Source organism: Vagococcus carniphilus (genome assembly GCF_014397115.1).
Classification (GTDB): Bacteria; Bacillota; Bacilli; order Lactobacillales; family Vagococcaceae; genus Vagococcus; species Vagococcus carniphilus.
The window spans coordinates 526,345-552,127 of the sequence record NZ_CP060720.1 but is presented as its reverse complement, the minus strand read 5'-3'; the positions used below and the strand labels follow the sequence as shown (position 1 = coordinate 552,127).

Genomic DNA, 25,783 nt, shown 5'->3' with positions numbered 1-25,783 from the left:
TTCCTTTAAACGTTTATTTGATAAATTATAGATGGTTAGGGAAGTGGCGTATTGGTTAGGAGGCGTTGCTATTGATCGAAATTTACTTATTTATTAATCCGTTAGACAAACACAGTTTAAATTCTGAAAAGAAATTTTTAGATATCATTCAAAAAGAAAATGAAAAAATTCATTTTAGAATCATTCCGATTTTAAATCCTAGGGTCATTCAAAACTATTTACTTGATTACCACATGCCAACGGCAGATTTAGGTTTTAGAAATGAATTATTCACTACTATTTATTCTGCTTGTCTAGATTTCAAAGCTGTTCAATTACAAGGAAAACAAATTGGCAGAAAATTTTTATTCGAATTACAAAAAAAAGTTGGGCAAGAACAATGTACTTATTCTAAAGAACTAGTTCATGATATTCTTATGGACTTAAAAGTTGATATCAATCTATATACAGCAGATAGACAATCACCTTTAATCGTTGATTTCTTCAAAATAGACCAACAAGTTGCTCACGAGATGGGGATTAACTCATTTTCTGATGCCGTAATCTTCAATTACAACTGTGAAAGAGATTTTGGTGTTTTAGTGAGTGAGCATACACCTAAAGAAATAATTCAAGATTTATTTAAAACAGACTATGATTGCGAAAGATTGTCATCTATTAATGATGATGACCGTCTTCATTTACACTAAAAAAGGTTTAGACTACCCGAGGTAAGTCTAAACCTTTTTATTTGGTTAAAATGTTTCAACAAGTTGTTCTAATTCATTTAATCTTTCTTCAAAGACTTTCATCGCATTTTCAATGTATTCAGCTTGTGTCATATCTACGCCAGCTTTTTTCATCACTTCAATAGGATAATCACTACTTCCAGCTTTTAAGAAACCTAAATAGTTTTCTAAAGCATTCGGTTCTTCTTTTAAGATTTTATCCGCTAAAGCTGAAGCTGCTGAAAAACCTGTTGCATATTGGAACACATAATAATTATAGTAGAAATGAGGAATACGACTCCACTCATAAGCAATTTCTGAATCTTTCTCCACTGCATCTCCGTAGTATTTAGCATTTAAATTACTATAATATTCACTTAAAAATTCACTTGTTAGTGGTGTACCTTTAGCATCTTCTGTGTGAATAAAGTGTTCAAATTCAGCAAATTGAGTTTGTCTAAAGATCGTTCCTTTAACACCATCTAAGTAATGATTTAATACAAAAGCTCTGACTTTAGGGTCTGTCTCTGTTTTTAATAGATATTCTGTTAATAAGTTTTCATTTGTTGTAGAGGCAATTTCTGCTAAGAAAATTGAATAATCTCCATACACATAAGGTTGTGTTTTACGTGTGTAATAGCTATGAACACTATGTCCCATTTCATGAACTAATGTATACAGGTGATTCAAACTATCATGCCAATTTAAAAGAATATACGGTTTTGTATCATAGCTACCTGAAGAGTAAGCTCCACTACGTTTTCCTTTGTTTTCGATGACATCAATCCAACGATCACTGTAAGCTTCTTTAACAATCTCAAGGTATTCTTCCCCTAAAGGAGCCAATCCTTTTAATGAGATTTCTTTTGCTTCTTCATAACTATGTTTAATCGGCGCTTCTCCTAAAACAGGTGTATACATATCATACATATGTAGAGTATCCACATTTAATAGTTTTTTACGCAACGCGACATAACGATGTAATAATGGTAAATTTTTATCAACTACTTCTAAAAGAGTATCATAAACTGATTCTGGTACATGGTTACTACTTAAGGCAGCTTCTCTTGCAGAACTATAATTTCTGACTTTTGCAGTAAAATTATGTTTTTTAACGTTAGCAGATAAAGTACTTGCAAAGGTATTTCTAAATTGCTCATACACGCTATACAGACCAACAAAAGCAGCCTGACGTACTTCACGATTAGTACTTTCCATCATTTGACCGTATAAGCCACTTGATAACTCAACTTTATTTCCTTCTTCATCTTCAATAATTGGGAATTTTAAATCCGCATTATTCAGGACTGAGAACGTATCGCTTGATGCAGACAATACTTCACTTGCATTAGCTAATAATTCTTCTTCTTTTGATGATAAAACGTGAGCTCTTTCATCCGTTATTTCTTTAACAAAAAAGCGATAAATTTCATACTCAGGTTTTTCTTCAAAATAAGCTTGAATGGTTTCATCTGATAAAGTTAATACTTCTGGTTGGAACCAAGCAAGAGCTGCTCCTGATTGAGCCGCTAAAGTACTAGCTCTAGCGTAAAGTGCTTGATAAGTTGTATCACTTGTATCTTGATCGTTTTTTAAATGTGAATACACATAAATTTTTTCTACTTCACGATATACAGCTAATAAATAGTCAATTGCTTCAAAAAAGGCTGTGGCATTTGTATGTAATGTTCCTTGATATTGACTAGCTTGTTCTAATTTTTTACTCAACATTTCATATGCTTCATCAAAAGCTGCATCATCTTTAAAAATTGGAGTTAAATCCCAAGTTGCTTCTACTGATAAATCTGAACGATTTGGTAATTGTTTTGTTTCACTCATTAATTAATAACGCCCCTCTCATAATTTACTTATTAATCATAACATATTTTAATGGAATTCCTAAAATTTCCTTCTCAATTTGCCTAATATTCAATTTTTTCATTTGAAAGATAAAAGTGTTTTCTTTTTTTATGACAATTCCACTTTGAAGTAAAAAACACAAATAAAGAGAAACATGGTATTTAATTAATCTTCTTTTCCCTACTAATAGATAAGACTCCATTTCTTCTTCTTTAAAAATTTGGAAAACTTTTTCATAAATTTGTTCTTTCGTTACCTTTTTTTTATTCATTAGTAATTCATAAATAGCGTGTCTTAAAATTAATTCTTTTTCTTGAAATAGTACACTTTTATAACTAGGTAACATTAATTCACAAGGTAACTCTCTTAAATTTAATCGTTTCGAATAAAAATATTGTTGAAGAAACATTTCTTTTGGCATTCTTTGATTTAATTGATGATTCCATTGTCCTAATTGATGAAACAATTCAATTTCTGTTTCTAATTCATAGAACTGCTTTTCATTTTTTTGATTTGAAAAAGCCAATATCTGAAGAAAATTAACATGACTCAGATTCCACTTTTTCTCTTTTCTTAGTAACTTTTTTGAAGTTGCTACAAGGAAATAATTATTCTTTATCTGTTTTTTTACAACATCCAATTCCCATAAATAATAGCCTAATTCTTTAGACAAATAAATAAAGTTTCTTTGAAGCTTTGTTGGCTTTGATGTCAGGTGCAATTTTTCCCCAAGTATCCAAATAACCTGGTACCCATTATCTTGATATGTGGCTGTTCTTTCTTTAAATCTTGAAATACTTAAAGGACTACACTGAAATTCAATCGCATATTTATTAGCTACTAAGATATCTGGACGCTGTTTTAAATCAGGTAAAAATGCTTCTAGCTCATAAGGAATACTGAATTTTTTGCAATTTTCAGCAATTAATTTTTTTCCTAATAAATGCTCTTTCGATTCATTTTCTGAAAAAGAAGAACAGTCACTCTTTTGTTTATGAGCAAAATGAGAACACATAACATTCCCGTTTTTTATAATGACAACTTCCTGACAAGATGGGCAATACCATTTTTTCTTTTTTAAAGCTTGAATATCACTCTTTTTCTTTAAGCTCAAATCCATCATTTTTCCACTCTGACTTTTAGCAATCAGCATAATTAGCTCCCCTTCCTACAAGATAAAGTTCGCAATTAAGTGGGCTTTTCCTTGAATTTTAATCAGGAATACTAGATACTTAAATAAAAATTGAAAAGGATTCGCCAATTATTATGTATCACACATTAAAAAAAGAAATTATTAAAGCAAGCCAAGAAATTGGCATTGATAAAATTGGGTTTACAACAGCTGAACCCTTTGATCACTTAAAAGAAAGTTTATATGAACAAAAAGAAAATTTACATACAACAGGATTTGAACATCCAAATATTGAAGAGAGAATCTACCCTGATTTAATCTTTCAAGAACCTAAATCGATTATTTCAATTGCTCTGGCTTATCCGAGTCGTTTAAGTCAAAGACCTGAAAAAATTAGAGGTGAAAAACGCGGTAAATTCGCAAAAGCCTCTTGGGGAATTGATTACCATGATATTTTAAGGGATAGAATGGATAAATTAATCGACTTTATTAAAGAGGCAACTGACAATAATCCTGATATTTCTTTTAAGCCGATGGTTGATACAGGAGAGTTAATCGATGTAGCTGTTGCACAAAGAGCTGGTATTGGGTTTATTGGAAAGAATGGACTATTAATTACAGAAGAATTTGGTTCTTATGTTTACTTAGGCGAAATTGTAACAAATATTCCTTTTGAAGCGGACAACCCTAAAGTAAATCAGTGCGGGGAGTGTACTAAGTGTGTTGATTATTGTCCTACTTCTGCTCTTTTAGGAGATGGGCGAATGAACGGAAAAAGATGTTTATCTTATCAAACCCAAACTAAAGGGATGATGCCAGAAGAATTCCGACCTAAAATTAGAACTGTTATCTATGGATGCGATATTTGTCAGGAAGTCTGCCCATTTAATCAAGGTCAAAATAATCATTTTCATCAAGAAATGGAAATTGATCCTGAGATTATTCAACCACTTTTAAAACCGATGCTAACCATTTCAAATAAAGAATTTAAACAAACTTTTGGTATTTTAGCAGGTTCTTGGCGAGGAAAAAAACCTCTTCAAAGAAATGCCATCATTGCATTAGCTAATGCTAGAGATAAGACGGCAGTTCCTAACCTATTACGCTGTCTAGAGGAAGACCCAAGGCCGGTTATCAGAGGTACCGCTGCTTGGGCTTTAAGTATTTTGGCTAAAGGTAATGAAGCTGTTTTATCTTTTTTAGAAGAAAGTTTAGTTAAAGAAACAGATGAAGAAGCTACAACTGAAATAGAAAAAGCCATTACCAGTTTAAAAAAGGGTTGATTATTGCCTTCAGTCCTGTAAAATAACGACTATAATATAAAATAGGAGTTTTAAGAATGGAAGATTTAGGGATTTTAGTTTCTATTGTTGGTTTTTGTTTATTAAGCTTCAGATTTACTGATTTTATTCAATATTTGTCTAAGTGGCAAAAATTAGGCTTTGTCTTACTTTTTGTTGGGCTAATTATCATGGTATTTTTCTTTAACTTCATTGACTCTATTGATAGCTTTCTTAGAGGTTTCTCGGAAGGTTTTAATGGTGAATAACTTGAATTAGCCTTTAAAGAGCTCACCTTGAATAGGTAAAGCTCTTTTTTTGGTTATTTGTACATAAATAAGTTTGAATTTAACATTTTTTTATCATACACTAGATTCATAAACAAAAAAGGAGTGCTTTTATTCATGTACAGTGATTTCAATTATTTGGAGGACCGAGTTGATAAACGTATTAAACAACATAAAAGAAAAGGTTTTTTCTTAAGTTTCTTTTACTACTTTTTCTTCTTAGTTCAAATCTTATCTGCAGCAGCTCTACCACTTATTACCTTATTGCCAGATACAATTATTAAGAATATTGTTATTAGCTCTATTGGAGTGGTTATCCTTATGTGCCAATTACTATTCAATGGGGTGAACTTTAAAGAGAAAATTCAAGATTCTAAAGAAACTTTACACGTTTTAGAAACTGAAAAATACCTTTACCTTAATAAGAGTGGTAAATACGCACAGAAAAGCTCTGATGAAACAATGGATATCTTTGTTGGGGAGATTGAAAAATGTTTTAGTGGCTTACAAAAAAAATCAATGAAACCTAAAAGACGTAGAGACGTCGAATTTAGTTAACAAATAAAAACAGAGATGTAGCTTTCAACTGCATCTCTGTTTTTTTCTATTTGTTATGTGTTAAAAATTGTTTTGTATCTTCTGCTATTTCTTTTGCTTTTGTGTGATGTAGGTAATGATCACCCTCTAAAATTTTAAGCTCTGCTTGTTTATTTCCTTCAATCATTTCTCGATGAATCTTTTCCCAACTTGGATCAGGGTCAGTGCTTTCAGTTGCTAATAAATAAAGAACTGGGAAATTTTTAGTATAACTAATTTTTTTGGTTTTAGAAAAATTCTCAGGCATTGATTTAGCTTCATTTATCGTTGCCGTCGAACCGATATTTTTAAAAGAAATATATTTATATTGCTCAGCTAACTTATTATCCACACCTTCTGGTATGCTTAACAAATCTGGACTCGCCATAGCTAAAACACGGTACAAACCTGAGCTACTTAAAAATTTAATCATCGCTTCTCCATTATCATCCGCATTTCCTTGAGATGGCAAACTACTATCAATTCCAATAAAGGCATTCACTTCTTTTGGGTACTTTTTAATGTACTCTAGGGAATAAATCCCAGAAATCGAGTGAGCCATTAGAGTATAATCATCGATTCCTTTACTTTTAAGCGCTGTATGTATCTCTTCAGTTAAATTCTCTACAGAACGTTCTTTAGTCGTATCATCACTCAGCCCATATCCAAAAGGTTCCACTACCACCACTCGAAAATCCTTTTTTAATTCATCTGTTAAAGGTTTGAAATCAATAATTGGTGATGTTGTCATAAAACCTGGTAGTAACACTATCGTTTCTTTTTTATCTCCATAAATTTGAATATTCATTTTTTGATCATTAACAGTTATCTTCTCACCTACTGGATCAATTTTTTTAGCTTCTCTTGCTAATTGAATTTTATTATTTATAAATATACCTAAAAAAATTAATACGATAATCCCTACTATAATAGTTAAAATGATTCCGATTCGCTTCATTACTTTTTTCATATTATGTTATCCTCTCTAATTGATTCATAATAACCATATAAACCTCATCACTTAATACATCCATCCCACTTTTTCTTAGAATAGTTTGGCTTGTTTTTAACTTCTGAATAAGCCTTTCTCCACTATCTGGAAATAAAGACTCTATAAACCATGTAGTCGTCAGCAAAATAACTATTTCAGACATCTCTTTTGATGATTCTACATTGATAGATCCATCCTGAGTACCTTCAAAAATAAACGTTTCAATCACAGGACCTAATCTCAAACAAATTTGTTGATTGTAAATAGCACTGAAAAGCGGCTCTTTTAATAATACTAGTGAATGACTCATTTCTTTTATTACTACTTCGTTAAACATTCCTTCTAATAAAAGTTGCTGAATTTTTTCTAATCCCGATATGTTTTTATTTTTAAACGCTTGAATTTTTTCATCACTTGGAATCAACTTGTTCGTAATTTCTATTAAAATATCAAACTTTGAATCAAAATGGTGATACACAGCTCCTCTAGTTAGACCGTCTAAATTAGCAACAATATCGCTAATCGATGTTTTTTCATAACCTTTGGTAGCAAAAAGAAGTGCTGCCTGTCGCAAAATTAATTCCTTAACCTCTTCTGCTGTATATTTTTTTTTCATAATTCCTCCTCAAAAAAACATTCAATCAGTATGTTTTTTAAAATATACTACTTTTTTACTTGAAAAGCAACAAAAAAAGACTGACTTGATTGTCAGCCTTTTCACCTCACTTATTAAAACTCTTCTAAAGCTAAAGATACTTCTTCCCACTGATTAAGTAAATCTTCTTGTTGTTTGAAACTTGAGGTTAACGTTTCATTTAATTTTTGTAAGGCTTCATGGTCTTCAAGATTTGCTGGTAACTCCATCTCTTTTTGAATAGATTCAATCGCCTCTTCCATCTCATGAAGTTCTTTTTCTAATTGCTCCACTTGACGTTCTAATGTTCTTTTTTCTTTTTGTTTTTGCTTATCCAGTTCGAAATTTTTCTTCGTCTCTGTTTTTACTTCAACTACTTCATCTGTTTCTTCATTAAGTAACTCTTTTAATTGCTCTTCTTCTAATTTCTTTTCCAAATAGTAATCGTAGTTACCATGATACAATTTACCACCTGTTTCTGATAACTCAAGAACACTAGTTGCAATTCGATTAATAAAGTAACGGTCATGAGAAACAAACAACAAAGTTCCTTCATAATCAATTAAAGCATTTTCTAATACTTCTTTACTATCAATATCCAAATGGTTTGTCGGCTCATCTAGAATTAAAAAATTATCTCGATTCATTGATAGTTTAGCAAGAGCCACACGAGCCTTTTCTCCCCCACTTAATAAGGGAATAGTTTTCTTCACATCTTCACCAGAAAATAAGAAGCTACCTAATACCGTTCTTATGTCTTTTTCTGATGTTGTTCGATGCTCAGACCACAGCTCTTCAAGTACACTTTGTTGTGAATTTAAATTGGCTTGTTCTTGGTCATAATAACCAATTGACACATGATGACCTACTTTAGATTTACCTTTAACAAAAGGAATATCGCCAATAATTGATTTTAGTAATGTAGATTTTCCAACACCATTTGGACCAACTAGGGCAATCGCTTCTTGTTTTCTAATTTGAAAATCAATTGGCTCGCATAAAACGGTTTGATTATAACCAACTGCAGCGTCTTCAACTTCTAATACTTCTCTACCTGATTGGCGTTCAATGCCAAAAAGAAAATGTGCAGATTTTTCATCTCCTTGAGGTCGTTCAATTCTATCCATCTTCTCTAGTTGTTTTCTACGACTTTGAGCTCTTTTAGTCGTTGAAGCTCGAACTAAATTTCGAGCAACAAAATCTTCTAGTTTTGAAATTTCAACTTGTTGCTTCTCGTATTCTTTCCATTCTCTTTCTAGTCGTTCAGCTTTTTGATCCAAATAGCGACTGTAGTTCCCCTTATAGTGACTCATTTTACGTCTACTTATTTCATAAACTTCTTCGACAATCTTATCTAAAAAGTAACGGTCATGGGAAACCATTAACAGAGCACCACGATAATTTTTTAAATAATTTTCTAACCAACTTAGTGTTTCAATATCTAAATGGTTAGTCGGCTCATCCAAAATAAGTAAATCTGGTTTTTCTAATAAGAGTTTAGCTAGTGCTAAGCGTGTCTTTTGCCCACCAGAAAGATTACTAATCAAATGATCTAAATAATCCTCCTCAAATCTAAAGCCATGTAAAACAGATTTAATTTCTGATTCGTAGCCGTATCCATTTAAATCATTAAATTCATGTTGTAAGCGATCATATTCTACTAAAACTTGTTGATATCTTTTTTCATCTGCTTGAATCTGTTCATCCGCAATTTGGCTTTCTAATTGTCTTAATCGTTTTTCCATTTTTTGAATAGGCTCAAAAACTGTCAGCATTTCTTCCCAAATTGTCTTAGTTGATTCTAGTCCTGTATGTTGATCTAAATAACCCATTGTTAAGTCTTTTGTCTTTGAGATAGTTCCTTTGTCTGGCTCTTCAATTCCTGCTAGGATTTTTAAAAGTGTCGATTTACCTGCACCATTACGACCAACTAAGGCTATTCGACTTCTATCTTGTACTTCTAATTGCATATTTTCAAACAAAACTTCGTCTCCAAATAGACGAGCGATTTGATTAGCTTGTAGTAAAATCATCTTGTCCTCCACCTTTGATATTCTTTGCTTAGTTTATCATATTTATTAGGACAATTCTTCGTTCAATTAGTAGAATCTACTCATTTTCTCGATTATTTGTAGGCGTTAAAATTGCAATTACTTCTTTCTAACGTTATCCTAGTAACGTGAAGTATATAACAATACAATAGGTTTTAAGCTAAGTGAGGGAAAAGCAATGAAAGAAACAACTATTCCAAAGGCAACGGCAAAACGTTTGCCTTTATATTATCGATATTTAAAATTTCTATTTGATTCAGGAAAGAACAAAGTGTCTTCAACTGAATTAAGTGAGGCTGTTAAAGTCGACAGCGCAACTATTCGTCGTGATTTTTCGTATTTTGGGGAATTAGGAAAACGCGGATACGGTTATGATGTTGAAAGCTTGATGAATTTCTTTGCTAAAACATTAAATGAAGACGAGTTAACTAACGTTGCCTTAGTCGGTGTTGGTAATTTAGGTCACGCCTTAATTAACTATCGTTTCCATCAAAGTGATAGCATCCGTATTAGTGCTGCTTTTGATGTGAAAGAAGATATCGTCGGCCGTATTTTAGACGGTGTACCTGTTTATTCATCTAATGAGATGTCAAAACAAATTAAAGAACAACATATTGAAGTAGCTATTTTAACTGTTCCAATTGAGTCTGCACAAGAAAATGCTGATAGACTTGTTGAAGCTGGTGTTCGAGGTATTATGAATTTCACTCCAGTTCGCATTAACGTTCCTGATTATGTTCAAGTTCAAAACGTAGACTTAACTAATGAAATGCAAACTTTAATTTACTTCTTATCTCACTATAAAGAAGACAAAGAAGATTAATATACAAAAATCACATTCCAATTAGAATGTGATTTTTTTTATTTTATAAATAAGAGTCTAACAATAACAACTAAAGTATTCATACCAGCATGTGTAATAATCGAAGTTAAAATAGAGCCTGTTTTTTGATACAAATAATAGAAAAACAAACCTAAACCACCATAAAGTAAGTAATGTCCATCTCCATGTAGAACCGAAAAAACAAGAGAACTAATTAAAGCTGATAATATAGTTGGTAGTTTTTGATTTAAAAAATTAATTAGACTAAATCGAAAGACGTATTCTTCCATAATAGGCCCTGCAATCGTAACAGCTATCATGAAAAATGGTGCTTTCTTTATTAAATCAGTCACGTCAGCTGTATTTTGCGAACCCACTGGTTGATTAAATAGCTGAATTTCAATTAACATAATAATGGTTTGTAAAAACCAGCTTAATAAAATTCCTAGTAGTCCTATTCCAATGACTTTCCCCCAACTAGTACGTTTTTCAGAAAGTGTATGCACCTTTGAGGTTTTTAAATAGATACCCGTAATAACAACGGCGCCTATTATATAAGCTCCTGCTGTAAGATTAGGTATTTGAGCTTTCGAAACTGGTAGAAGTGCAAAAAGATTAGGACTCATTAAAGCAGATAAAAAGAAGAAAGCCGTCCACAACATATTTTTATTTAAGCTCATAAAAGGGCCTCCTATCGTATTAGTTCCTTTATCATAACATATTAGAAAAAGTAACTAGCAAATTTCTTGCAAAAAAAATATATTATGGTTATTATGTAAGAGTAAGTTAGCACTCAGAACAAACGAGTGCTAACAATAGAAAAATTATCTTTTATTTGTGGAGGGATATCAATTGTTAAAACCATTAGGAGATCGCGTAATTATTGAAGTTAAAGAGGAAGAGGAAAAATCAGTTGGCGGAATCGTTCTAACTGCTGCTTCCAAAGAAAAATCTCAAACAGGTGTTGTAGTTGCTGTTGGCGACGGTCGTACCCTTGACAATGGGACTAAATTACCAGTCTCAGTAGAAATCAACCAAACAGTTATGTTTGAAAAATACACAGGGCAGGACGTAAAATTCGACGGTAAAGAATACCTTATCGTTCATGAAAAAGACATTATTGCAATCGTAGAATAAAATAAATTATGAGGTGAAAAGTAATCATGACAAAAGATATTAAATTTTCAGAAGACGCACGTAGTTCAATGATGCGTGGTGTTGATACATTAGCTGATATTGTAAAAGTAACATTAGGACCTAAAGGACGTAACGTTGTTTTAGACAAATCATTTGGCTCACCCCTTATTACTAATGACGGTGTGACTATCGCTAAAGAAGTTGAATTAGAAGATCGTTTTGAAAACATGGGAGCTCAATTAGTAGCTGAAGTTGCTTCAAAAACAAATGATATTGCAGGAGACGGAACAACAACTGCAACTGTTTTAACTCAAGCTATTGTGCGTGAAGGACTTAAAAACGTTACAGCTGGAGCAAACCCAATCGGAATTCGCCGCGGAATTGAATTAGCAACTAAAAAAGCTGTTGAAGAATTACATGCTATTTCTAAACAAGTAGACTCAAAAGAAGCTATCTCACAAGTTGCTGCTGTTTCTTCTGGTAGCGAAACTATCGGTGAATTAATCTCTGAAGCGATGGAAAAAGTTGGTAATGACGGTGTTATTACTATTGAAGAATCTAAAGGGATTGAAACTGAATTAGACGTAGTTGAAGGTATGCAATTTGACCGTGGCTACTTGTCACAATACATGGTAACTGATACAGATAAAATGGAAACTGTTTTAGAAAATCCTTATCTATTAATTACTGATAAGAAAATTTCAAACATCCAAGATATCTTACCTTTATTAGAACAAATCTTACAACAAGGTAAACCTTTATTAATTATTGCTGATGATGTTGATGGGGAAGCTTTACCAACATTAGTATTAAACAAAATTCGCGGAACATTTAATGTAGCTGCTGTTAAAGCTCCAGGATTTGGTGACCGTCGTAAAGAAATGTTAGAAGATATTGCTGTATTAACAGGCGCTACAGTTATTACAGACGAATTAGGTTTAGACATTAAAGAAACAACACTTGAAGCATTAGGTACTGCAAGTAAAGTTGTTGTTGATAAAGATACAACAACCATCGTTGAAGGTGGCGGAAATAAAGAAACAATTGAAAATCGCGTTGCTTTAATTCGTACTCAAATTGCTGAAACAACATCTGACTTTGACCGCGAAAAACTGCAGGAACGTTTAGCTAAATTAGCTGGCGGAGTTGCCGTGGTTAAAGTTGGTGCTGCAACAGAAACAGAACTAAAAGAATTAAAATTACGTATTGAAGATGCTTTAAACGCAACTCGTGCTGCTGTTGAAGAAGGAATCGTTTCAGGTGGTGGTACTGCCTTTGTTAACGTATTACCTAAAGTAGCTGAAGTTGAAGCTGAGGGCGATGAAGCAACTGGTGTTAATATCGTATTACGTGCTTTAGAAGAACCAGTTCGTCAAATTGCTGAAAATGCTGGTTTAGAAGGTTCTGTTATTGTTGATAAATTAAAACAAGCAGAATTAGGTACTGGATACAATGCTAAAACTGATGAATGGGTAAACATGATCGATACTGGTATTGTAGATCCAACTAAAGTAACTCGTTCAGCTCTACAAAACGCAGCAAGCGTTGCTGCATTGTTATTAACTACTGAAGGTGTTATTGCTGATAAACCTAGTAAAGACGCTCCTATGATGCCTGGTGGCGGAATGGATCCATCAATGATGGGCGGTATGATGTAAACTCTTTAAAAGACTTACATTGATATAAAAGAAACCACATGAGACTTTTCGTTTCATGTGGTTTTTTGATGCGAATTATGATGTTAAACATTTTAATTTGATAACTCACATTAATTAAAGTTAATATTTTTCTTTTTTATCAATCTCTTTATATTATCTTTTTGAATATTTAATGCTGGATTCTTCTTACTAACTGCATCAATATCTAACGTGTCATCATGTTCCCAAGCTACTTCCACATCGTTTGGCAAAGAATCAATCAAGTATTCCAAAGTATAAAGACAAGATTCCCCCCTACTTAATCCTGTGGACCCAGCAAGATTATTACTTGTTCCTTCACTTATTTTTTCAGCTCCTTTAAATAATTGATATTCAACGTGGTTAAATGAATCATTACCTGAATACTGTGTTTTAATTGTATACATACCTAAGACCTCTTTCATTTTTAATTTATATTAATATTAATTACTTAATGTTAATACCTCTTTTAATAAGTTCTTTCATTATTGCTGTTTGAATATCAGGATAAGTATATTCCGTAGGTTCTCTATCAAGAAAAATAACTTCTTCCATCTCATATTCTAACTCACTTGCAAGCATCTCTATTTCTGCCATAAATACTTGCCCATAATCTTCTAATCCGTCTTTTTCTACACCTAATATGAACAAAGGTTTAAGAGTAAATTTAGTAGCTCCCGTTTCCTCTGTTAGTTCTCTTCTGGCGCATTCTTCTATTGTTTCATTGGGTTCTTTATGACCTCCAGGTATTTCAAAAGTCGTTCTATCTTTATGGCGTACATAAACATTTTTTCCTTTATATTTAGCCACAATCATTGCGATAATTAATAATTCATCTTTCTTTTCTCCTAAATCATAACTATTTATTTTCATAACTTGCTCTCATTTCCTTTTGAATTTTTCTTTCAACTAATCTGTAAATCAACCTAAAAAGAAATAAATTGCATTCACAAGATCAGTTACTCCAATAACCATAATAGTAATGCCAAACATAATGAATGTGTTAAAAATTAATTTAGCCCTATTACTTTCTTGAAAATTCTTTATTTTTTTAAACGCATTGAAATTATAAACAAACAAACTACCATAATAAATAGTTACAAAAGTTCTTGGTGAATATTGCCCATAGCTTTTTTGATTGGTTCCTTTGTTATAAACACTTTGAAAATATAAAAATCCTTTATACCCAAAAATATTTAATCCAGCATCTAAAATAAATGCTAAGATAAGTAAACCAATACCACCTATTACAATCTTTTTATTATAATATTTTTTCATATACCTCAGTCTCCTTTTATTTTACCTAGATAAGAAACTAAATCTGATACATAAGTCTTTTGTATTTTTTTTAAATTAAGAACGAAAAAAGACAGTAGATAAATACCAAAATTAAAAATTTCTATTTGTTCAGAAAAAATAATTTCTGTCTCCTCTTCTGCTATCTTTTTAAAACAACCTTCCCAAGTTCCTTCAAAAAATTTATTCTTCATTTCAAACTGATAAAAAGTATTAGGTTCTAATTTAGTCATATAAAATTCAGTAACATTACCATTTTTGAAAACTTCTCTAAACTTTTTTTCTGAAATAATTTCAGTTTTTTCTAAATCACTTCGCCAAGCAGTTTCTCTATTATTCATAACTACATCGAAAACATCAGTGACATTATATTTCAAAAATTGTTTATAAACGGACTTCCTCTTCATTTACACCACTTCTCTAATTTATTTGTTTACTAAATTTTAACATTATATAAACTTTTTTAAACACAAAAAAGAAAGTAAATTAATCCTTTACTTTCTTTTCACACATTTTATTTATATTTTTCTTCTAAACGACTCATCCATGAACCTAAAAGAGTTCCACCAATTAGCATTAGAAAACATAAGCCATATTCCATTAAACTAAATCCTGTGTAGTCTTTTGGAATAATCATAATAGTAGAAGCAAAAACTACTCCTAAGATAAAATGAAATAATTTAGAATAGGCAATACTAAAGATATAATCCATTACTTTTGATAAAGCTAAAACTGTTACTAATCCACCAATAGCAATAGGAACAATTACACCAAAATCTACTGTTTTAATACCATCTGACATCGCCTTATACATTCCCATATAAACTAAAAAGTTTGAAGGGCTTAATCCTGGAACAATTAAACCTAAACCAATTAATCCACCTGCCATCATCCATGTCCATGTGTTTTGCTCTACTTGTCCATCAAATAAGGTTTCACCATATAATAGAAAAAGAAGTGCTAAAACAAAAGTTACTCCCATAATAATAGTATCTACTTTATTTCTACCTTTTTTACCGGCTTCCTTCCAAAGTGATGGAACAGTTCCAACAATACAACCGACAAAGAACCATAAAATAATTGTTTCAAATTCACCTAATAAAAAACTAACACCGAAAGAAAGTAAAAATACACCTGTTAAACCTCCTAGACCGACTGGTAAAAAGAATAAGACATTCTCTTTAAAGTTTTTTGTTATGTGAGCTAAAAACGAAATAATACGTTCATAGATACCAAAGATGGCTGCTAACGCTCCACCACTTACTCCTGGTAAAATAAATCCTGAACCAATAAACATGCCCTTTACAAAACGAAGGATCCAATCTTTACTGCTTGTTTTTTCCATATTGTTTCTCCTTAAAGTTAGTTCAATCTTTATAATAGCTTAATTAGACAAAAAAAGAAATTAGCTTTTTAAACTAATTTCCTTTTTTTATTATGATTAGTTAGATTAATCCTAACAATAGACAAGAATTAGAATTCTATTATTTAATAAATAAATGGGATCAATTTTTTTTGACTTAAAATTTTCTCTGCCTCTTCTGGGTAGTTTTTTCTTATATATGATTCTTGTCTAGGGATTTGCACAAATGAAAAATCTAAAACTTGTTGAACGAAGATAACAATGAAAATAATAATTGAACCACTGCTTAAATAAAACAAACTTGGTAATGCTAATATTTCTCCAAAATAATTAATACAAATAGCCGATTTAAACATGCCTCTTAAGCGGTAGTTAGCATCAGGTTCTAATTCTTTTATTTTCTTTCTTTGATACTCTGAAAACATCGTTATAAACGTCCCAATAATATATAAACAAAAGAAAAAGAGTTGCCACTTACCACCTAAATTCCACTTAACGAAGAAGGTTTCATGTAAAAATGTATATCCAAATGGAAATACAATAAAAAATAATGAATTTAGTGTGTAATCCATTAAAAATGGTTTTTTCTGACTACTGGATGCTTGAAATGTTAATCGATTTGGCTTTAAAAACCAGATTAAATAGATAAATCTAACTTGATAAATGAACAAAGCTATAAAGAATAATACTCGTTCATAGTTTCTCTCTGAAAAAGTGAATAAAATCCAGACTTCTACAAGCATTGCTAGTAAGATAAAACTAGTAATGATCTTTTTTTCTTTCAAAATTTTCTTTATATCCATCTCTTGAGAACCCCTTTCTCCTAAGCTTTTAATAACATTAATAATTTATCTGATATTTTATTAAATAATTCTTCCACTGTTTCTTCTTCATTATAAAAATAAAATAGTAGACTAGTAAAAATAGCATCATAAATTAGTTCTACTAGCAGTGAAACAGAAACGTCTGCTTTTATATCACCCTTAGTTTGTAGTTTATTAATCACTACTTTAACCTTTTCTATAAATAAATGATCTATCTCAACTAATTCTAAAAAAAGTGCCGGTTTCTTTTCAGCTGCTTTTGTTAATGAAGACAACGAAACTCGCCATGAACTTTTTTCAATAGTAGTCATTTTTTTCATTTCATCCACAATTATATCAATCAATTCTTCAACAGAATCAGGCATACTGTCTATATCTGATTCTGCTCCTAAAATATAGGCTGTTCCTCCTGCTACTAAATACAATTCTTCTTTTGATGCATAGTAATTATAAGCTGTCCCTAAGCCTACACCTGCTCTCTTAGCTATTTTACTCATAGTTACTTGATCAAATTCTTCTTCCAAGAATAATTCCTTAGCCGCTTTTAAAATCTTCTCTTGTAATTCTTTTTTCTTAGTTTCTCTTACTCCCAAAATTTCCACCTCTTTTAAAATGAACTTATTCATGAACATATTCATAATTTAATCTATTTTTTTCATTCAGTCAAGTTGAGTTTTTCAAAATATTTTTCTTTTTTCTTAATTTTCCTTTAGAAAACACTGTTTTTTCACTTTTTCATGATAGAATGTTTAAAGGTAAATTTTCTGAAAAGGAGAGAACATCGATGTCAAAAAAGAAAATTGTTGCCCCATTTTTAAAACCAATTGCTATTCTTAGTATTTCAACAGGTATTAGCGCTACTACCGTCGTTTTAGATAGCAATAATTATAAAAGCCCTAAACCTGAAAAAACAGAACAAACAACCCCTTCAACAGATAAAAACAAAACAAATAATAAAACCACAGTTACAACGGAAGAAGCAAACGAGAAACAAAAAACAGAAAAAAAACCTGAACAAGACATTATAGAATCAAAAGAACCTATTACACAGCAGACACAAGATACAAATCAAAATAATGATAATAAACCTAATAGTAGTGTCGAAGTACCTGCTACCACTCCATCTAGCTCTCAAGAGCCAAACCAAGATAGTCAGGCACCACAGGTAGATGAATCACCTGAACAAGATCAAACACCTTCTAAGAAAACACCTGAAGGAGGAGATAACTAATGGAAGCTCTTATTGCATTGCTATTAACGAATATAGGTAAATTTTTGAATTATTTAAATATTAACCCTCGCTTGCAGAATAAAATTATGACTGTCGTGAGTGTTTTCCCAACTCTTTACATTTTAAGAATTGTTCGAGGCTACTTCTCAAATAAAAATTACTTTAAGGGGTCCATTTATTTAATTATTTTTATTGTTCTAACTTATTTTATTATTCTTAACTTTGTTTATTACTTTAAAAATAAAAAAGTTAAGTGGGATGTCACTAATATGATTGAAGATATCGTACCTGAGGATGTTACCTTTGATGCTGACCATACAGTGGAAATTAAAGGAACAGCAGCTCACGGTATTCAAGGTAAAAAATTACCTTTGATTTTTAATGAAAACAGCCATATTATTATTGAACAGGTCGTCGACGAATTAATCGAACAAAAAGTAATCACTGTACAAGATTTATCAAAAAATGATTACTTGATTGATAAGTACGAATTGATTCCTTTTTATAAAATCAGAAAGCAGTCTCTATTTATTGGTAGTAGCTATAATGATATGAAAGAGGTAGCTAAAATAGAATTATTAGATGACGCTGACAGTTTGGTTCCCTTAGGTGTCTTTGTTTTAGGAGGTACTTATCAAGTAGATGGTATTACCTATAAAGAGCCTTATACGATTCAATTACGAATCAAAGATGAAAAGGAAGATAAGCCAACAGAAGGAATGACCCGTTCTTCTAGAAGTAAAAAAACATCTCGATTTTAGTCTGTTTTTTTACTTAGTTTTAAGGTATTCTATAAGTAACTGATCCATATAAAGGTGGATAAATTATAAAGGAGTTTTCTTACATGAAAGATTTTACACACCCGAAGTTTCCAACAATCCATATTAAACTATTAACAACTACTGACGATTTAGAGCAACTTGAAACATTACTGACACCTTTTTCCGTAAGTCGTGACACTATTACATCTTTTATCCCTGAGCCACGCTCAAAAGATAGTAAGTACTTATACGGTATTTTTGACAACGACACACTTATTGGTGCTATTGATTTAATTGAAGATTATCCAGCTGCACAAAGTTCTTATATTCATCAGTTCATTTTATCAGAAGACTATCAAACAAATAATTTACCAGAAACATTGTATCTTTCACTTGAGAAAACAGCACAAGAAACTGGAACAACATTAATGCACTTAAACACACAACTAAACTCTGATTTTTGGAATAATCAAGGTTTCGAAGCTCATAAAAAAGAAATTTAATTTTCAAAAATGCCAAAGTATCTCTAATTGATACTTTGGCATTTTTTATTAACACAAAAAAGCAAATATGTTATCTTTACTTGATAACATATTTGCCTTCATTCAACCTAAAAATATAAATAACTCTAACTTCTAATTGTTATTTTTTTTAGTATCTTCCATACTTTTTTTTACTTCTTTTAGCTGTTTAGTTAGTTCAGTTTTTAATTTCCCGTCTTCAAGTTTTCCAACATCTGTTTCAACTTTTTTAAACTCGGAATCTTTAATATCTGTTCTAACTTCATTATCTTTAAGATTAGAATACAATCCAGCTACACCGTTCATTGCCTCTCTAGTTATTTTACCAGAATTCTCCATTTCTTCTTTTTTACTAATAGAAGCCGTGGTAGGTTCTTTTGAGGTAGCCTTATTATTTAATTGTTGATAGCCAAACCAACTAACAACCAATATAACGACAGCTACAACAACAAACAGTCGAGTATTCTTCTTTTTTCTATTTTCTAATTGATTTTCTAATCTCATGAAGTACTACAGTCCTATCTTTTTTTTCTGAAAAATACAAATGCAGCTGTTAACATTGATAATAATCCACCAGTAACTGCTCCAGTATTTACTTCTTCACCAGTTTGAGGTAATGAAGATTTTTTGTTAGTAGTTGCTACAGGTTTGCCCTTGCTATTATTATTGTTATTTGAGTTATTATTGTTATTTGAGTTATTATTGTTGTTGTTATTATTATTTGAGTTAGTATTATCTTTCTCATAAACAAATTCTACATTTTGAGGGCCGTCTGAGAACGTTAACTCTAATGATTCTGGACTAACTAATTTATACCCTTTAATTTTAGCTGCTTTAAATGTATGTTTTGTCCCAATTTCTTTTGTTAAGCTTTCTGATTCTTTAATCTCTTTTCCAGATTTATCTACATATTTAACTGTGATAGTACTTTGATTTTCTTTTGCTTCTTCAACAGATTTGTATGTAAATGTAATTGTTTGTGGTGAGTCACTAAACTCTACATCTAAGCTTGATGGACCTTCTACTACATAGCCAGCAATTTCTGCTGCCTTAAATGTATGTTTTGCCCCAATTTCTTTTGTTAACGTATCTGCTGCTTTTATTTCTTTTCCAGCTTGGTCTACATACTTCACTGTTACTGTACTTTCTGTTTCTTTTGCTTCTTCAACAGATTTGTAAGTAAATGTAATTGTTTGTGGTGAATCACTAAATTCTACATCTAAACTTGATGGGCCTTCTACTACATAGCCAGCAATTTCTGCTGCTTTAAACGTATGTTTTGTTCCAATTTCTTTTGTTAACGTATCTGCTGCTTTTATTTCTTTTCCAGCTTGATCTACATGTTTCACTGTTACTGTACTTTCTGTTTCTTTTGCTTCTTCAACAGCTTTGTAAGTAAATGTAATTGTTTGTGGTGAATCACTAAACTCTACATCTAAGCTTGATGGGCCTTCTACTACATAGCCAGCAATTTCTGCTGCTTTAAACGTATGTTTTGCTCCAATTTCTTTTGTTAACGTGTCAGCTTCTTTTATTTCTTTTCCATCTTGGTCTACATACTTCACTGTTACTGTGCTTTCTGTTTCCTTTACTTCTTCAATTGCTTTGTATGTAAATGTAATTGTTTGTGGCACATCACTAAATTCTACTTCTAAACTTGATGGACCTTGTAATTCATATCTTGAAATTTCTGCTGCTTTAAATGTATGTTTTGTTCCTTTTTCTTTTGTTAACGTGTCAGCTTCTTTTATTTCTTTTCCATCTTGGTCTACATATTTAACTGTTATTGTACTCTTATTTTCTACTACTTCTTCAGTTTCTTTTAAGAACCCTAATGCTTTTAATTCATCAATTGATTTTGCATCGTTAATTTTACCTGTCAGTTCCCAAGCTTCTTCATAAGTCACTAAACCTTCATTAAACCACTCTTTTAATTCTGCAAAAGCACGATCTTTAGCCGCTTCTAATTCTTTATCAATTTCTGGTTTTACTTCATTTAAAAAACCTAACGCTTTTAGCTCATCAATTGATTTTGCATCATTAATTTTACCTGTTAATTCCCATGATTCCTCATAAGTTACTAAACCTTCATTAAACCATTCTTTCAATTCTGCAAAAGCTTGATCTTTAGCTGCTTCTAATTCTTTATCAATTTCTGGTTTTGTTTCATTTAAAAAGCCTAGAGATTTTAGTTCATCAATTGATTTTGCATCATTAATTTTATCCATTAACACAAGACCGTCTTCATAGCCAACGATACCTTCATCAACCATAGCTTTTAATTCTGCGAAAGCTTGATTTTTAGCTGCTTCTAATTCTTTATCTACTTCTGGTTTTGTTGGTTCTGTTGGTTTGTAACCCATAATCTCATTAACTGCTTCGATTGTTGTCGCATTAGCAATTGCCATATCAATTCTTAGATACTCTTCATATGAAATATAATCCATACCTAATTGCATTTTTGCATCTGCCATTGCTTTTTCTTTAGCTTTTTCTAGTTCTGTTTTTTCAACTGGTTTCACTGGTTCAGTTGGTTTTGCTGGCTTAATAATCTCATTAACTGCTTCAACTGTTGTTGCATTTGCAACTGCCATATCGATTCGCATATATTCTTCATATGAAATATAATCCATGTCTAATTGCATTTTTGCATCTGCCATTGCTGCTTCTTTGGCTTTTTCTAATTCTGTTTTTTCAGCTGGTTTTACTGGATCCGTTGGTTTTGTTGGTTTTGTTGTTCCATTTACAACTGCTTTTACTTCCTCAACTGTTGTTGCATTTGCAACTCCCATATCAATTCTCATAAATTCTTCTTCTGAAATATAATTCATACCTAATAGCATTTGAGCGTCTGCTATTGCCGCTTCTTTGGCTTTTTCTAATTCTGTTTTTTCAACAGCTTTAGGAGTTGTTGTATCTTGTTTTGGTTCTTCTTTCTTTTGATCTAATTGAGTATTTGGTTGTTCACTAGTAAGTGTCTTTTCACCTTCTACTTCTTTTTTATTTTCATCAACTTGGGCTACCTTATTTGCTTCCTCAGCCCTTACTGTAGTTGATACGACAGGTGCTACTACCGTTCCTGCCAATAAAGCTAATGTTACTGTTGTTAATTTTACTTTTTTCATGCATCTCTCTCCTTATTTTTTATTAGAATTTTTAATTATATTCATATGATGAATCGTGTTGAAAACACATCTTAATTATATCATCTTAAAAACTAACTTCAATTATAAGTAAATTAAATTATTTTTTACCTTTAAAAAAATACATTTAATAAAAAATAAGAATAAAAAAAAGAGGTAAAAGACCTCTTCCTTATCACGTTTCCATATAAATGAAATAAAACAAATATTTTTCTTTCGTTTATTTTACCTTCGTATTTTATAACGAAAATATTTAAGAATAAACTATTTTTTTGCCTTTTCATACAAACTCAAATACAAATTACCATTATTATATTCTCCAAGATAAACATTAGATAATTCTGTATTCTTTTTTTCTAACTCTTTGTCTAACCACTCTCTATCTTTTTCAAACGTTTCTAACATATCCTCATCAACAAATCCATTTGTTATGAGAGGATAGCGAACTAGTTCTTCCCCATACAGAATAATCGTTAATTGGCCATTTTGTTCTTGTATAGCTCGTTTAACTTGTCTTGTATCATAAACATTCGAAGCTCTTAATTTGAACATCAAATCACTAGCAGATATACCTTTTTTAGCACAATTTTCCACTATGACTTCTCCATTTTTAATTAATATAACTGGTTGACCATCAATTAATTTTTTAACAAAGCTGACATTTTCCTTTAAGTACTTAATTAATGTCACAAGAAATGTCCAAATAATCAGAACAAGAAAAAATTGAAGAACAGAAATCTGACTATTATAAATCATTCCCCCAATAATTCCCCCTAACACGAAATTTTGTAATTGATCCAAACTAGAGGTTGGTGCCAAATTACTTTTTCCTAATAAGTTCATTTGAAAAATTAAAGAAATTAATCCAATTGATAACTTTATACCTATTTCTAAATACTCTTTCATATTTACTCCTCCACCATTTTGACTTGATCCACATTCAATAAATATGTTTCTTCTAATTTAAAAGAAGACAAATCAGCATTCATATTAATTTGATAGTAAGTATTATCAATTTTTATTAGCATCTCATCTTTAACATATTTAGAATTCACAGCTAACTCTTTAGGTTCTTTTTTTTGGTTCTCACTGATATTATCTAAAAAATTTACCATTTGAAATGAATTATTTCGATCATTCTTACCAACCTCATACTCATTTACTTGCATACCAGCCATGAATACAATTGCTAAAGAAACTAAAATAATCAAATCCCGGTACTTCATTTTATCCCGACTTCGGAATTTTTTTAAAATCACAAGAAGTAATAATGCTAACAAACTGACAAATATAATATACTTCATCAGATGACTTTGACCTGATTGATTGACAAAATATTGATACGTATAAAATTCCATTATAATTCCCCCAAAAACATTCTATTTTTACTTTGAATACCTTTATTATATCTTAAAAGAACATGAGTTTTCATGAGGTTGCGTCAAGAATTATGTGTAAATGGAAAAAACCATTCTGTCGGTTAAGTTAAAACATTGATTCTAATGTATCTTGTATTTCTTTAAAACCTTTATGAATCCGACACAAAAATTTCTGATTATAGTTGTTGAATTGAGAAACTAAGAATCTCTCTAGAGATTCTTCATTAGGGAATTGTTCTTTTCTTTTTGTATATTTCTTTAATTGTTTGTTAAAACCTTCAATCAAGTTAGTTGAATAAATGGTTCTTCTGATTGATGGAGGAAAATTATAAAAGGTTAATATAGCAGGATTCATGAGTAATTTAACTACTCGTGGATACTGCTTTTTCCATTTATCTATCATAAAACTTATTTGATTCATAGCTTCTTCTTTTGAAGCTGCTTGATAAACCAATTTAAAATCATTACAGACTTCTTGTCGATCACTAACACGAACCTTATGAGCAATATTTCTAGAGATATGGACACAACATTGTTGAAATTGAGCATTTGGATAAATACTATGGATACTATCGTCAATGCCGCTTAAACCATCAGTTACGACTAATAAAACCTCTTCTAAACCACGGTCTTTTAGGTCTTGAAGTATTTCTTTCCAAACATACGAAGACTCAGTTGGAGCAATACTAAACCCAAGAACCTCTTTGGTCCCATCCAGTCGGATACCTATGACAATATATACAGCTTCTTTTGAGACAGTTTGTCTTTTTAAAGGAATGTGAGTAGCATCCATAAAAATGATTGAGTATTGGGATTCTAAGGACCTTTCTTTAAAAGCAACAACATCTTCAGATACTATTTGAGTGATATTGGAAATGGTTTGTGGTGTATAGTAATGACCATACATTTTTTCAATCAACTCAGAGATTTCAGACATAGTGATTCCTTTTTGAAATAATTGGATAATGGTGGTTTCTAAAGAGTCGTTACTTCTTTTATAAGCAGGCAACGTTTGTTGAGAAAACTCTCCATTTCTATCTCTAGGAATTGCCAAATTTAATTCTCCATACTCTGTTTTAAATGAACGAGAATAATTCCCATTTCGGGAATTACCTGAATTAAAACCAGTGCGATCATATTTCTCATAATCAAGAAAAGCCGTTAATTCAGCTTGTAGCAGTGTATTGATAGCTAATTCTAGATGACGACGGAATAAGTCATCCAAATCACCTTTATTGATTAGTGTTTCCATAATTTCTGTAGTAAAATTAGTCATGAGAAAGTCCTCCTATAAAATTTCGGTTGTGGTAACTTTAATTTTACAGAATGGACTTTCTTTTTATCTACCTAAAATTTCTATTTACACAAAATATTTTACGCTATCTTTCATGATTGGTACATCTCTTAATAAATATTAATCTAAACACTTTTATGTTACTATAAATAAAACATGAGAGGTGGAATTTGTATGATTAAAGAAGAAATTATTCACGGTTGGACCCTTCAACTACCTTCTGAAAAACTTGTTGCTTTAACTAATAAAAATGATATGGTGGGTATTCTATATAATGAAAACTCCTTTGGTGACCTTCAAACTTTATTGTTACATGTCACCGAAGATTCTGTTGATATTCTTTCAATGCCTCATTTTATTAATAAAGTTAAAATTACTTTGAATAAGCAAATTATTCTCGTTCTATCTCCTTTTATTTTAGAATCGGAGCAAGAACAAAAATCAGAAAATGAAGCCCCTTTGATGATTTTTGATTAACATCCAAAAACCCAATAGTTGAGACTTAAAGAATCTCAACTACTGGGTTTTATTTATTTTCTTTTTCATCTGGCAAAATAATACGATGCTTTTTCGTTTTCAATCCTTCTTGTTCTAATTCGTCATGGAAAGATTCCGTAATCACAAATTCTTTTTTAGCTTCCTTGATCATATCATCTACAGGTTCTGCGGGTTGTGGAATATAAGGATTGTCACTTTTAATTGGCATAGACATTCTCCTCTACTCTTTATTTTCCCCATTGCTCACTATTATTTTACCATGATAGTGATAATTGCTTTAACAATAACTCTTTTTCTTCTAACAAAAAAAATACCAATC

The 25,783-nt window shown here is 31.1% G+C and carries 30 protein-coding genes; 11 read left to right on the top strand and 19 right to left on the bottom strand.

What is annotated here, in order from left to right; translation table 11 throughout:
- Nucleotides 1-71 precede the first annotated feature (71 nt).
- Nucleotides 72-689: a DsbA family protein gene (locus tag H9L18_RS02860; RefSeq protein WP_185847384.1), complete on the top strand. Its 618-nt coding sequence runs from the start codon at nucleotides 72-74 to the stop codon at nucleotides 687-689.
- A gap of 45 nt (nucleotides 690-734) precedes the next feature.
- On the opposite strand, the gene pepF is transcribed toward H9L18_RS02860, so the two are convergent.
- Together pepF and H9L18_RS02850 are read right to left on the bottom strand one after the other, a co-directional pair.
- On the bottom strand, nucleotides 735-2,546 hold the full coding sequence (gene pepF, locus H9L18_RS02855; RefSeq protein WP_126791245.1) for an oligoendopeptidase F: 1,812 nt from the start codon (nucleotides 2,544-2,546) through the stop codon (nucleotides 735-737).
- Nucleotides 2,547-2,571: 25 nt separating this feature from the next.
- Nucleotides 2,572-3,720, bottom strand: coding sequence for a competence protein CoiA (locus H9L18_RS02850; RefSeq protein WP_126791248.1), 1,149 nt, complete (start codon nucleotides 3,718-3,720; stop codon nucleotides 2,572-2,574).
- Between the two features lie 113 nt (nucleotides 3,721-3,833).
- Here H9L18_RS02850 and queG point away from each other — a divergent pair, with 113 nt between their 5' ends.
- From queG to H9L18_RS02835, 3 genes are all read left to right on the top strand, one after another.
- Entirely contained in the window at nucleotides 3,834-4,982 is a 1,149-nt protein-coding gene (queG, locus tag H9L18_RS02845) for a tRNA epoxyqueuosine(34) reductase QueG (RefSeq protein WP_126791250.1), read from the top strand.
- A gap of 56 nt (nucleotides 4,983-5,038) precedes the next feature.
- Nucleotides 5,039-5,248, top strand: coding sequence for a hypothetical protein (locus H9L18_RS02840; RefSeq protein ID WP_126791252.1), 210 nt, complete (start codon nucleotides 5,039-5,041; stop codon nucleotides 5,246-5,248).
- A 135-nt stretch (nucleotides 5,249-5,383) separates the two neighbouring features.
- Nucleotides 5,384-5,824, top strand: coding sequence for a DUF4231 domain-containing protein (locus H9L18_RS02835; RefSeq protein ID WP_126791254.1), 441 nt, complete (start codon nucleotides 5,384-5,386; stop codon nucleotides 5,822-5,824).
- Nucleotides 5,825-5,870: 46 nt separating this feature from the next.
- Here the strand turns inward: H9L18_RS02835 and H9L18_RS02830 are convergent, their stop codons facing one another.
- From H9L18_RS02830 to H9L18_RS02820, 3 genes are all read right to left on the bottom strand, one after another.
- Nucleotides 5,871-6,812, bottom strand: coding sequence for an alpha/beta fold hydrolase (locus tag H9L18_RS02830; RefSeq protein WP_126791256.1), 942 nt, complete (start codon nucleotides 6,810-6,812; stop codon nucleotides 5,871-5,873).
- Nucleotide 6,813: 1 nt separating this feature from the next.
- The gene (locus H9L18_RS02825; RefSeq protein ID WP_126791258.1) at nucleotides 6,814-7,449 is read right to left on the bottom strand and encodes a TetR/AcrR family transcriptional regulator; all 636 of its coding nucleotides are present in this window, start codon (nucleotides 7,447-7,449) and stop codon (nucleotides 6,814-6,816) included.
- A gap of 113 nt (nucleotides 7,450-7,562) precedes the next feature.
- Entirely contained in the window at nucleotides 7,563-9,500 is a 1,938-nt protein-coding gene (locus H9L18_RS02820; protein ID WP_126791260.1) for an ABC-F family ATP-binding cassette domain-containing protein, read from the bottom strand.
- Nucleotides 9,501-9,696: 196 nt separating this feature from the next.
- Between H9L18_RS02820 and H9L18_RS02815 the strand changes: the two genes are divergently transcribed.
- Nucleotides 9,697-10,341 (top strand): redox-sensing transcriptional repressor Rex, encoded by a 645-nt coding sequence (locus H9L18_RS02815; protein ID WP_126791263.1) that lies wholly within the window; start codon nucleotides 9,697-9,699, stop codon nucleotides 10,339-10,341.
- Nucleotides 10,342-10,379: 38 nt separating this feature from the next.
- Here H9L18_RS02815 and H9L18_RS02810 read toward each other — a convergent pair whose 3' ends face one another.
- Nucleotides 10,380-11,021, bottom strand: a complete 642-nt coding sequence (locus H9L18_RS02810; protein WP_126791265.1) for a CPBP family intramembrane glutamic endopeptidase — start codon at nucleotides 11,019-11,021, stop codon at nucleotides 10,380-10,382.
- Between the two features lie 172 nt (nucleotides 11,022-11,193).
- Between H9L18_RS02810 and groES the strand changes: the two genes are divergently transcribed.
- Both groES and groL read left to right on the top strand, forming a co-directional pair.
- Nucleotides 11,194-11,478: a co-chaperone GroES gene (groES, locus tag H9L18_RS02805; RefSeq protein WP_126791267.1), complete on the top strand. Its 285-nt coding sequence runs from the start codon at nucleotides 11,194-11,196 to the stop codon at nucleotides 11,476-11,478.
- A 26-nt stretch (nucleotides 11,479-11,504) separates the two neighbouring features.
- Nucleotides 11,505-13,136 carry a chaperonin GroEL gene (groL, locus tag H9L18_RS02800; protein ID WP_126791269.1) on the top strand — a complete coding sequence of 544 codons (1,632 nt, stop codon included), beginning with the start codon at nucleotides 11,505-11,507 and terminating at the stop codon, nucleotides 13,134-13,136.
- A 110-nt stretch (nucleotides 13,137-13,246) separates the two neighbouring features.
- Here groL and H9L18_RS02795 read toward each other — a convergent pair whose 3' ends face one another.
- The 7 genes from H9L18_RS02795 to H9L18_RS02765 form a co-directional block, all read right to left on the bottom strand.
- A complete protein-coding gene (locus H9L18_RS02795) occupies nucleotides 13,247-13,561 on the bottom strand; it encodes a hypothetical protein (protein WP_126791272.1) in 315 nt (104 codons plus the stop codon).
- A 40-nt stretch (nucleotides 13,562-13,601) separates the two neighbouring features.
- Nucleotides 13,602-14,027 (bottom strand): NUDIX hydrolase, encoded by a 426-nt coding sequence (locus H9L18_RS02790; RefSeq protein ID WP_126791274.1) that lies wholly within the window; start codon nucleotides 14,025-14,027, stop codon nucleotides 13,602-13,604.
- 48 nt (nucleotides 14,028-14,075) lie between these two features.
- Nucleotides 14,076-14,432, bottom strand: a complete 357-nt coding sequence (locus H9L18_RS02785) for a hypothetical protein (protein ID WP_126791276.1) — start codon at nucleotides 14,430-14,432, stop codon at nucleotides 14,076-14,078.
- Nucleotides 14,433-14,437: 5 nt separating this feature from the next.
- On the bottom strand, nucleotides 14,438-14,857 hold the full coding sequence (locus tag H9L18_RS02780; protein ID WP_126791278.1) for a hypothetical protein: 420 nt from the start codon (nucleotides 14,855-14,857) through the stop codon (nucleotides 14,438-14,440).
- Between the two features lie 107 nt (nucleotides 14,858-14,964).
- Nucleotides 14,965-15,795: a DUF368 domain-containing protein gene (locus H9L18_RS02775; protein WP_126791281.1), complete on the bottom strand. Its 831-nt coding sequence runs from the start codon at nucleotides 15,793-15,795 to the stop codon at nucleotides 14,965-14,967.
- A 143-nt stretch (nucleotides 15,796-15,938) separates the two neighbouring features.
- Nucleotides 15,939-16,616, bottom strand: coding sequence for a hypothetical protein (locus H9L18_RS02770; protein WP_126791283.1), 678 nt, complete (start codon nucleotides 16,614-16,616; stop codon nucleotides 15,939-15,941).
- 20 nt (nucleotides 16,617-16,636) lie between these two features.
- Complete coding sequence (locus H9L18_RS02765) at nucleotides 16,637-17,230, bottom strand: TetR/AcrR family transcriptional regulator (RefSeq protein ID WP_185847385.1); 594 nt, start codon at nucleotides 17,228-17,230, stop codon at nucleotides 16,637-16,639.
- Nucleotides 17,231-17,421: 191 nt separating this feature from the next.
- Here H9L18_RS02765 and H9L18_RS02760 point away from each other — a divergent pair, with 191 nt between their 5' ends.
- From H9L18_RS02760 to H9L18_RS02750, 3 genes are all read left to right on the top strand, one after another.
- Nucleotides 17,422-17,868, top strand: coding sequence for a hypothetical protein (locus H9L18_RS02760; protein ID WP_126791288.1), 447 nt, complete (start codon nucleotides 17,422-17,424; stop codon nucleotides 17,866-17,868).
- The gene (locus H9L18_RS02755) at nucleotides 17,868-18,629 is read left to right on the top strand and encodes a DUF6681 family protein (protein WP_126791290.1); all 762 of its coding nucleotides are present in this window, start codon (nucleotides 17,868-17,870) and stop codon (nucleotides 18,627-18,629) included. The genes H9L18_RS02760 and H9L18_RS02755 overlap by 1 nt, the downstream gene beginning before the upstream one ends.
- Before the next feature lie 83 nt (nucleotides 18,630-18,712).
- A complete protein-coding gene (locus H9L18_RS02750; protein WP_126791292.1) occupies nucleotides 18,713-19,132 on the top strand; it encodes a GNAT family N-acetyltransferase in 420 nt (139 codons plus the stop codon).
- Nucleotides 19,133-19,264: 132 nt separating this feature from the next.
- Here the strand turns inward: H9L18_RS02750 and H9L18_RS02745 are convergent, their stop codons facing one another.
- The 5 genes from H9L18_RS02745 to H9L18_RS02725 form a co-directional block, all read right to left on the bottom strand.
- Nucleotides 19,265-19,654: a hypothetical protein gene (locus H9L18_RS02745; protein ID WP_126791294.1), complete on the bottom strand. Its 390-nt coding sequence runs from the start codon at nucleotides 19,652-19,654 to the stop codon at nucleotides 19,265-19,267.
- Nucleotides 19,655-19,668: 14 nt separating this feature from the next.
- Nucleotides 19,669-22,275: a MucBP domain-containing protein gene (locus H9L18_RS02740; RefSeq protein ID WP_126791296.1), complete on the bottom strand. Its 2,607-nt coding sequence runs from the start codon at nucleotides 22,273-22,275 to the stop codon at nucleotides 19,669-19,671.
- 282 nt (nucleotides 22,276-22,557) lie between these two features.
- The gene (locus tag H9L18_RS02735) at nucleotides 22,558-23,199 is read right to left on the bottom strand and encodes a DUF421 domain-containing protein (protein WP_126791298.1); all 642 of its coding nucleotides are present in this window, start codon (nucleotides 23,197-23,199) and stop codon (nucleotides 22,558-22,560) included.
- Between the two features lie 2 nt (nucleotides 23,200-23,201).
- Entirely contained in the window at nucleotides 23,202-23,651 is a 450-nt protein-coding gene (locus H9L18_RS02730; protein ID WP_126791300.1) for a DUF3290 domain-containing protein, read from the bottom strand.
- A gap of 127 nt (nucleotides 23,652-23,778) precedes the next feature.
- Complete coding sequence (locus H9L18_RS02725; RefSeq protein WP_104859673.1) at nucleotides 23,779-24,948, bottom strand: IS256 family transposase; 1,170 nt, start codon at nucleotides 24,946-24,948, stop codon at nucleotides 23,779-23,781.
- Nucleotides 24,949-25,140: 192 nt separating this feature from the next.
- Here H9L18_RS02725 and H9L18_RS02720 point away from each other — a divergent pair, with 192 nt between their 5' ends.
- Entirely contained in the window at nucleotides 25,141-25,443 is a 303-nt protein-coding gene (locus tag H9L18_RS02720) for a hypothetical protein (protein WP_126793827.1), read from the top strand.
- Between the two features lie 49 nt (nucleotides 25,444-25,492).
- Here H9L18_RS02720 and H9L18_RS02715 read toward each other — a convergent pair whose 3' ends face one another.
- Nucleotides 25,493-25,672: a hypothetical protein gene (locus H9L18_RS02715; RefSeq protein ID WP_126793824.1), complete on the bottom strand. Its 180-nt coding sequence runs from the start codon at nucleotides 25,670-25,672 to the stop codon at nucleotides 25,493-25,495.
- Between the last annotated feature and the right edge of the window lie 111 nt (nucleotides 25,673-25,783).